Below are 8737 nucleotides of genomic sequence, written 5' to 3'. Positions count from 1 at the left end.
CGCTTTCTGCCATCCCAGGCCCACGCGCCCGCGTTCCTTGTCGACCTCGACGATGACGACCTCAACGACGTCGCCCACCTGTATGGCCGCCCCGCGCGGCAGGCGGCTGCGATGGAGCAGGCCGTCATGCTTCAGACCCACGTCGACGAACGCGCCGAAATCGACCACGTTGCGCACCGTGCCGCTGAGGGTCAGGCCGGGCGAGAAGACGCCGGTGATGAGCCAGTCGCTCAAGGTGCTCGGCTCGACCGAGCGTGTCTGGGGCCGCCTGTTCGAGACGCAAGGCGCAACCTATCGCCCGACCACTCTGGTCTTCTATTCGGGCGGCACCCAGGCCGGCTGCGGCTTCGCCAGTGCCTCGGCTGGCCCTTTCTATTGCCCGGCCGACAGCCGCATCTATCTCGACACCGCCTTCTTCGACGAACTCGCCAACCGCTTCGGCGCGCCGGGCGACTTCGCGCAGGCCTATGTCATCGCGCATGAAGTCGGCCACCATATCCAGGCGCTGGAGGGCACGCTCGGCCAGGTCCAGCGCGCGCAGCGGCAGTTGAGCGAGCGCGAGGCCAATGCGCTGCAGGTGAAGGTCGAGCTGCAGGCCGACTGCTATGCCGGCGTCTGGGCGGCGCAAGACCGCAACCTGCTCGAACCCGGCGATGCTGAGGCCGGCCTGCGCGCGGCGGCGGCGGTCGGCGACGACACGCTGCAAAAGGCGTCGCAGGGCGAAGTCGTGCCGGAGGCCTTCACCCATGGCAGCGCCGCCGAACGGCAGGCCTGGCTGAAGCGCGGCCTTGCCAGCGGCGATCCCGCGCAGTGCGACACTATCGGCGGGGCGCTGCGCTGATGCAGCGCTGGCCCGATCGGCTGTGGCTGGTCCGGCACGGCCAGAGCGCCGGCAATGTCGCGCGCGACGCCGCGCATGAGGCCGAACTCGACCGGATCGCCATCCATGGCCGCGATGTCGACGTGCCGCTGAGCGCGCTGGGCGAGCGTCAGGCCGATGCGCTCGGCCACTGGTTCCGCATGGCCGATGCCGACGAACGCCCCGACGTGCTGCTGTCCTCGCCCTATCGCCGCGCGATGCAGACCGCGCGCCGCTTCCGCCAGGCGGGCGGCGCCGAGCCCGACGAAGCGATCTGCATGGACGAGCGGCTGCGCGAGAAGGAGTTCGGCATCCTCGACGGGCTGACGACGCGCGGCATCGGCAGCGTCCATCCCGAACAGGCCGAGTTCCGCCGCCTGCTCGGCAAATTCTACCATCGGCCGCCGGGTGGCGAGAGCTGGTGCGACGTCATCCTGCGGCTGCGGTCGGTGCTCGACACCATCTCGCTCCATTATGCCGGGCGCCGCGTGATGATCTTCGCGCATCAGGTCGTCGTCCTCTGCCTGCGCTACATCATCGAGAATCTCGACGAAGCGGAGATATTGGCGATCGACCGCGAGGGCGACGTCGCCAATTGCTCGATCACCGAATATCGCTTCGATCCCGATGCGGGGCGGAACGGCAATCTCGTCCTGACGCGCTACAACGCCACCGCGCCGATCGAACGCGAGGCGGCACCGGTGACGCGCGAGCCCGACCCGATAATGGGCGCCCGGGGATGACGGAGCGGATGACCGAGCGATGACGGGAACCGAGCCCCTCGACGCCGACTGGCTGGCGGCGCACCCGCTGCCTGACCATCATGCGGGGACCGACAAGAATGCGCGCGGCCGGGTGCTCCTGATCGGCGGCAGCATGTTCGTGCCGGGCGCGCTCGCGCTGACCGGCGAGGCGGTGTTGCGCAGCGGGGCCGGCAAGCTCCAGGTCGCCACTGTCGACGCCGCCGCCATGGCGCTGGGCGTGCGCATCCCCGAAGCCGCGATGATTGCGCTGCCCACCGACGAGGAGGGCGAGATCGACCCGGCGGCGGTCGCGCGGCTGGAAAAGCCGGCGCGCCATGCCGATACGCTGCTGATCGGCCCCGGCATGGTGAGCAAGCCCAGCGCGGCCGCCCTGATCGAAGGGCTGCTCGACCTGCTGGAGCCGGAACAGTCGGTGGTCCTCGATGCCGCCGCGATCTCCTGCGCCAACGGCATGCACGCGCTGGTGGGGCGGCGGGCAGGGCGGGTGATCATGACCCCGCACCATGGCGAAATGGCGAGCCTCAGCGGTCGCGACTTGGAGGACATCGCCGGCGACCCGCTGGGCAGCGCTCAGGAAATCGCGGAGCGCTATGCCTCGATCGTCGTGCTCAAGGCGGCGGAGACGCTGATCGTGTCGCCCGACCGGACACCGCTGCTCTATCGCGGCGGCGGTGTCGGCCTCGCGACCGGCGGATCGGGCGACGTCCTGGCCGGCATCATCGCGGGACTGGCGGCGCAAGGCACCGACCCGTTCGATGCCGCCGCCTGGGGCGTGTGGCTGCACGGAGAGGCCGGCCGCCGCGCTGCGGAGCGACATGGGGCGATAGGTTTTCTGGCGCGCGACCTGCCGGTGGAGATACCGAGGTTGCGGGAGGAGGCGTGCTGAGGGGCGCGATAGGGGCGAACACTTGTCGATCGTTCCGCCTATCGTATCCATCGATTTCCGGATATGGATTGACGAGAGCGCTCAACGTCATTGCAAAACTGCGGCAGTCGACGACATCTCTGACTTGCAAGAGCCGTCTTTCCGATTGATAATGCTTTGATGATCACACATGTTCGACTATCAAAATTCAAGCAAATCGATGAGGCGGAATTGCCGCTTGGCCCAATCAATGTGTTGGTTGGCGGGAATAATTCCGGAAAAAGTTGTATTCTTCAAGGCATTCATTTTGGGATAGCACTCGCTCAAGCGCGTCGGATTGCTGGCGTTAACCAGTTTCCGCCAGAGCGACTGCGTTACTGCCCCACCGATGACTTCCTAGATCTGCATCATGGCCGACGGCTTCAGGAAGGCACTAGCGTTGACTTCTACTATGCGGCGGGGGCCGAGGGAACTCCTGATAGTGCGTCGGTAAAGCTTCAGCGAGGCCGCAATGGCGTGGTATCGGCTCAGAGCGACGGCAGCGCCCTTTTGCAGGCGATTGGTGATCCGCGCGGCTTCTTCTCGATCTATGTCCCCGGCTTGGCAGGCATTACGATCAGAGAAGAATACCGGTCCGATGCCGTGGTCAGCAACGGCATTGCTCGTGGTGACGCCAACCTCTATCTTCGTAACGTCCTTCTAAGGATCGAACGTAGCGAGGTTAGGAAGGCGCGCTTTGACGCCTACCTTGACCGCGTCTTTTCAGGCGTTCGGGTCAGCACGCACTTCCAAGAAACCGGCGACCTTTGGATCAGGTCGGTTGTCGATCGCGACGGAACAGGTGCGCGTGCGCTCGACCTTGTTGGTACCGGTTTGTTGCAGGCTATCCAACTCATAGCTTACGTCTCAAATTATGAGCCTAAAGTGCTTCTTCTCGATGAGCCAGACGCTCACCTTCATCCAAGCAACCAGCGGTTGCTGGCCGACACGCTGGCTGTCATAGCCGAGAGCACTGATACTCGCATCATCTTGGCGACTCATTCACGTCATCTCCTCGATGCATTGAGCGAGCACGCTCAGGCGAAGCTTTTTTGGATCAAGGCGGGGGCCGCGACGCCTCAACAAGAGTGGTCCGACATCGCCGTGTTGATGGACTTGGGAGCGCTCGATAAGGGTGAGCGGTTTCTGGCAGGGGAATATAGGTATCTCATCTGGACAGAAGACCGGGACACAAGGCCGTTGTGTGCTCTCCTTGAAGCCAACGGGGTGGGTCCGGATGAGATGCTCGTCTTCAGCTATCAAGCGAGTTCTAAGGTTGACGCAGCAAAACTAATGGCCGCCTTCGCTGAAAGGGTTCGTCCAGGCGTCATCACGGTAGTTCACCGAGACCGCGATTTTATGAGCGATGCCGAGGTTGATCGGCTCCGGGCTAAATTTTCGCTCGAGCAAACCCCCAATATGCGGCTTTTCGTTACGCGTGGATCAGATATTGAATCGTATTTCAATCGACCGGCTCACATTGCCTTTGTCACAGGCAAAGAGCTGGACGATGCCCAAGGATTGATTGAAGATATTCTCCATCAAAATATGATCGAGTTTGTTACGGCATTCGTCAGAAAACGTGATGAGATAAAGCGAGACCTTTACAAAAATGACCCCGATGAATGCCCGGCGGTCAATGCGCTCATTACGGGCAATCAGATCCCAATTGAAAAGGCGGTTGGGAAGAGTCTTCTAAAAAAAGTAAGATCGCGCTTGCAGGCTGAAGGTTTCAACGGGGGGCGTTGATACAACCAAGCCCAGCGCTTGAAGATGCCGAAATTGCCGCGATATTCGCGTAGAGGTCTCAGCTCGCAATTGTAAAAAGAAATTTATTGCATAATATACTGCCAGCGTAATGTGTAGTTTGGTGGAACTCAATCGTTTATATGTTTAACAAATTACATTAGTAACATCGGATATATAAATATACCAACGTAATTTGGAAAATTTATATCAAGTATTGCTTTAATGCTGTATCTGTGTGACGCAATCGGGCGGGCATCGTCCTAGGAGGAAACGGGATCGACAAGGCGCCAACAGCCCCCAGAGGGTCTACACCAAGATGAGTGAGGTCGGAGGGAACCGGAAGCGGCAGGCCGAGCCCCACGTTCTTGAGACGCGTCACGCTTTCCTCGACACGCAGGTGTACAGGAAGCTCAGGCACAACCCTGCGAACCGCGCGCTTAAGCTGCTGGCTGAGCAGATCGCTGCCCGTCGGCTTGTCCTTCACACAACCGATATCACGCTTAATGAGGTGTCGCGCCAGATCGCGGAGGACGTGGAGCAGTCGAGATTGGCAGTCTCAAAGTTGCGTAAAGATATTGACCGCTGGCGGCATACCGTGCCCGGGATCGCCACATTACCCGAACTGGATGCAGGCACGGCGGCGACCCTGTTCAAGGCTTTCCGCAGAGCGTCCAAAGATGAATGGCGAGCACGTGAGCACCGCGCCACAGAGCATCCCGCAGCGAGCGTGTTCGCGGACTATTTCGCCCGCCTCCCGCCGTTCGACATGCCGGGCAGCAAGGAGTTTCCCGATGCCTTTGTCCTCAAGACACTCGAGGCGTGGTGCGCCGCGCGGGGCGAGATCATGTATGTGGTCACCCTTGATGCGGCGGTTCTGCGATACGTCGCAGCGTCTGAATGGCTGCTCCCGCTCGAAACCATAGAAGAGCTGCTCGCCGCCGCAGAGGCATCGGCCGAGTGCGATGACGGTGACGCCGAAGCGGTCGCCGATGCATTGCTTAATACTCCCGAGTTCGACTGCCGCTTCGAGCAGGCGCTAGAGCCGCTCGTCGACAAACTTGCGCTTATCTACTGCGGTGACTTGCCTGAGGGCGAGGCCAACGGCGCTACGTTCGGCGGAACCATCCATTTCCTTGACTACCAGATAGTCTCGCGCACTAGCCGACGAATTGGCCTTCTGGTGAACGCGGATGTCGAACTTGATGTGGACGTCTCCTTTGAGAACCGGCGATACGCCGGCTACGATCGAGAGGACGACATTTGGATCGGCGGCGAGTTGGACAGCGCAACCGTCCGGTCCGATATCACCCTCGAACTCTATATGGAGATGGAAGTCGCGACGGGCGAGATAGTGGATGCTGAGCCGATCCGCAACGAATATACCGTCGGCTAACGCATGACTAGGGCGGCGCGATAAAACACATGAGGCTGACAAGGCTCTCCCGACCCTTACCAATGCGGACTTACAACGCGCTCATGGCATCCTCTATCGCGTGCAGACCAGAAGTAAGAACGCGACTAGACCATGTAAACTCGCTCGAAGCCCTTTATGTTTCTCGAACCGCGACTGCGCACGTATATTCCACAGGTTAGAAAAAGGGCCAATCGCGTAGACGTGACTTCTCCGGTGTTAGTCGATAGCCAGATTATAGCTTGGCCGGCGCATGTCAGTTTCTTCGATTCCGAAGTGGTGAGTTGAATGACCGATGCTGGATTTCTTTTACTAAGGCCTTTTCGCGGGCTCAATCTATCTGCAGTGAATGTCCGCTACTCTAGCTATCATTCGATCATCTAATCCTTACGGCGGACCGCCGCCGCTCGCAGGTCCTCGCCCTATTCCACCAAAACCGACCCATCGATCTTCGCAACCGACGTCACCCCCGTCAGCGACATCGCCACGCGCATCTCGGCTTCGATCAGGCGCAGGACATGCGCCACGCCCGCCTGTCCGCCGCCGGCCAGGGCATAGACCCAGGCGCGGCCCAGCAGGACCGTGCGGGCGCCCAGCGCCAGCAGGCGGACCACGTCTAGCCCCGAGCGGACGCCGCCATCGGCCAGGAGGATAAGGTCGTCGCCCACCGCGTCGGCGATCGGGGGCAGGGCGCGGGCTGTAGACAGCACGCCGTCGAGCTGCCGCCCGCCATGGTTCGAGACGATGATCGCGTCGACGCCGTTGCGGGCGGCTTCGCGGGCGTCCTCCGGGTCCAATATGCCCTTGAGGATGATCGGGCCGTCCCACAGCGAGCGGACGAAGTCGAGGTCGGTCCAGCTGATCCCCGGATCGAAATTGGAGCCGACCCAGGCTAGGAAATCCTCGATCCCGCTCTTGCCCGCCAGCACCGGCGCGACATTGCCCAGATGGTGCGGCCGGCCGTGGAGGCCGACGTCCCAGGCCCAGCCGGGCCGGGCCATGCCCTGCAGCAGGCGGCGCAGCTTGCCGAGGGGACCCGCCGCGCCGGCAAGGCCGCTGCGATAGTCGCGATAGCGGGTGCCGGGCACGGGCATGTCGACGGTGAACACCAGCGCCGAGCAGCGCGCCTCGCGGGCCTTGGCGATCAGGTCGCGCATGAAGGTGCGGTCGCGGATCATGTAGAGCTGGAACCAGAAGGGCCGGGTGGTGCCGCGCGCGACCTCGTCGATCGCGCAGGCGGAGACGGTCGACAGGGTGAAAGGGATGCCGGCGGCCTCGGCGGCGCGGGCGGCCTGGACCTCGCCGCGTCGGGCGGTCAGGCCGGCGAGGCCGATCGGCGCGAGGGCCACGGGGAGGGCGAGTTTCTGGCCGAACAATTCGGTGGACAGGTCGAGGCGGGACACGTCGCGCAACACGCGCTGGCGCAGCGCGATCGCTTCCAGATCGGCGACGTTGCGGCGCAGGGTCACCTCGGCATAGGCGCCGCCGTCGATATATTCGAACAGGAAATGGGGCAGGCGCCGCTGGGCGATCCGCCGATAATCCGATGCCGCCGCCGCCTTCATCCGCGCCTCCGTCTCATCGGGGCGGTGATAGCGGGGGGAGGCCCCTCCCGCCACGCCGAAACGCGCGCGGGAGGGGGAAGGGCCTTTAATGCCGCATTTTCCGAGCCGTCGACCGCGCACGGTCAACTTGAAAATGCTTGGCTAGTTTAGGCCGGGAAATTGCCGGCGATGGCGATCTGCGACAGCGGCAGGCGGTCGCTGGGGGCTTCGCGCTCGCGCAGCTGCTCGGGAAGGACTTCCGGATCGCCCTGGCGGCCGATCGCGGCGGCGGCTTCGATGCGATAGTCGTCGGGCACGCCCAACTCGGTCCTGATCGCGTCGAAATCGATGCCGGTCATGCCATGGGCGCGCAGGCCCAGATGCTCGGCCTGCAGCGCGAGCGACATCCAGGCGGCGCCGGTGTCGAAGCTGTGGCTGTGCGACGGCTTGCCGTGCGAGGTGGTCGCCGACAGGAAGAAGACGAGCAGGCCGGACTTTTCGGCCCAGCTCTGGTTGAACGGGATCAGCAGCTTGAGGAAACGGTCCCAATTGGCGTCGCCGCGCTCGGCATAGAGCAGCCGCCACGGCTGCGCGTTGAAGGCGGAGGGGGCCCAGCGTGCGGCTTCGAACAGCGCGTCGCGGTCTGCGGCGTCGATCGACGATCCGTCGAAGGCGCGCGGCGACCAGCGGTTGACGAACTGGTCATGGACTTTGGCTTCGGTGGTACGGCCGGTCATCTGCTTTCTCCCGGAAATCTGCGGTCGTTGCGAGGGCTATACGCTTTTGCGGCGCAGCACCATCGCAGGGTTGGAAACGATGCGTTGCGGAATCGGGTTGCGCGGCGTTTCGACAGGCGGCAAAGCGCCGCGCAGATCAGAACAGGCGGGGGGATGCCGATGGTTATGGGACGCAGGCTGCGCGGCCTTGGTGCTGCGGTTGCGATGGGCTGGGCGGCCAGCGCGCAGGCGGCCGAACTGTTCATCGAGCCGGTCGTCCGCCCCGACAGCGGCGACACCGCCTTCATCATCGTCGCGTCCGCGCTGGTGCTGTTCATGACCTTGCCGGGGCTCGCCCTTTTCTATGGCGGCCTCGTCCGGTCGAAGAATTTCCTGTCGGTGCTGATGCAGTGCTTCGCGATTGCGGCGCTGGTCTCGCTGCTGTGGCTGTTCGGCGGCTACAGCCTCGCCTTCGCCGCCGGCACGCCGTGGATCGGCGATCTGTCCGGCATCGGCCTGTCGGGCATGGACGGGGTGCGCAGCGGGCTCACCATCCCGGAGAACATCTTCGCGCTCTACCAGATGATGTTCGCGATCATCACGCCCGCGCTCGTCATCGGCGCCTTTCCGGAGCGGGTGCGCTTCGGCTGGGTCATGCTCTTCTCGGCGGCGTGGCTGCTGCTCGGATTCCCGAAACAGGTCCGCATCGCAGCGCCGGCGGCGGCAGCGGCAGCCGGCAGCACCGGCGAAGTGGCATTGGCGTCGAGGTAGAGTTCGCTGTTCATAAAAG

General features: G+C 63.2%; 8 protein-coding genes and 1 pseudogene. 6 read left to right on the top strand and 3 right to left on the bottom strand.

Annotated elements, in window-relative coordinates:
* A partial coding sequence (locus KAY22_RS20685) for a S1 RNA-binding domain-containing protein (protein WP_296625132.1) occupies window positions 1-234 on the bottom strand: 234 nt, incomplete at its 3' end.
* Here KAY22_RS20685 and KAY22_RS20680 point away from each other — a divergent pair.
* From KAY22_RS20680 to KAY22_RS20660, 5 genes and pseudogenes are all read left to right on the top strand, one after another.
* Window positions 227-841: pseudogene (locus KAY22_RS20680) on the top strand (neutral zinc metallopeptidase); the annotation flags it as partial. The gene KAY22_RS20685 and the pseudogene KAY22_RS20680 sit on opposite strands and share 8 nt — an antisense overlap.
* Entirely contained in the window at window positions 841-1602 is a 762-nt protein-coding gene (locus KAY22_RS20675; protein WP_296625131.1) for a histidine phosphatase family protein, read from the top strand. The pseudogene KAY22_RS20680 and the gene KAY22_RS20675, both read left to right, overlap by 1 nt.
* 19 nt (window positions 1603-1621) lie before the next feature.
* Window positions 1622-2509 carry an NAD(P)H-hydrate dehydratase gene (locus KAY22_RS20670; RefSeq protein WP_296625130.1) on the top strand — a complete coding sequence of 296 codons (888 nt, stop codon included), beginning with the start codon at window positions 1622-1624 and terminating at the stop codon, window positions 2507-2509.
* A gap of 159 nt (window positions 2510-2668) precedes the next feature.
* Window positions 2669-4276 carry an AAA family ATPase gene (locus KAY22_RS20665; protein WP_296625129.1) on the top strand — a complete coding sequence of 536 codons (1608 nt, stop codon included), beginning with the start codon at window positions 2669-2671 and terminating at the stop codon, window positions 4274-4276.
* A gap of 316 nt (window positions 4277-4592) precedes the next feature.
* Window positions 4593-5669: a PIN domain-containing protein gene (locus KAY22_RS20660; protein WP_296625128.1), complete on the top strand. Its 1077-nt coding sequence runs from the start codon at window positions 4593-4595 to the stop codon at window positions 5667-5669.
* Between the two features lie 440 nt (window positions 5670-6109).
* Here the strand turns inward: KAY22_RS20660 and lldD are convergent, their stop codons facing one another.
* Complete coding sequence (lldD, locus tag KAY22_RS20655; protein WP_296625127.1) at window positions 6110-7252, bottom strand: FMN-dependent L-lactate dehydrogenase LldD; 1143 nt, start codon at window positions 7250-7252, stop codon at window positions 6110-6112.
* A 146-nt stretch (window positions 7253-7398) separates the two neighbouring features.
* Entirely contained in the window at window positions 7399-7968 is a 570-nt protein-coding gene (locus KAY22_RS20650; protein ID WP_296625126.1) for a nitroreductase family protein, read from the bottom strand.
* Between the two features lie 153 nt (window positions 7969-8121).
* On the opposite strand from KAY22_RS20650, the gene KAY22_RS20645 reads away from it, so the two are divergent.
* Complete coding sequence (locus tag KAY22_RS20645; RefSeq protein WP_296625125.1) at window positions 8122-8718, top strand: hypothetical protein; 597 nt, start codon at window positions 8122-8124, stop codon at window positions 8716-8718.
* Window positions 8719-8737: the final 19 nt, after the last annotated feature.

It is taken from the genome of Rhizorhabdus sp., from assembly GCF_018006725.1.
GTDB lineage: Bacteria > Pseudomonadota > Alphaproteobacteria > Sphingomonadales > Sphingomonadaceae > Rhizorhabdus.
Note: the sequence above shows the minus strand (reverse complement) of the source record. Positions and strands in the feature narration are given on the sequence as shown.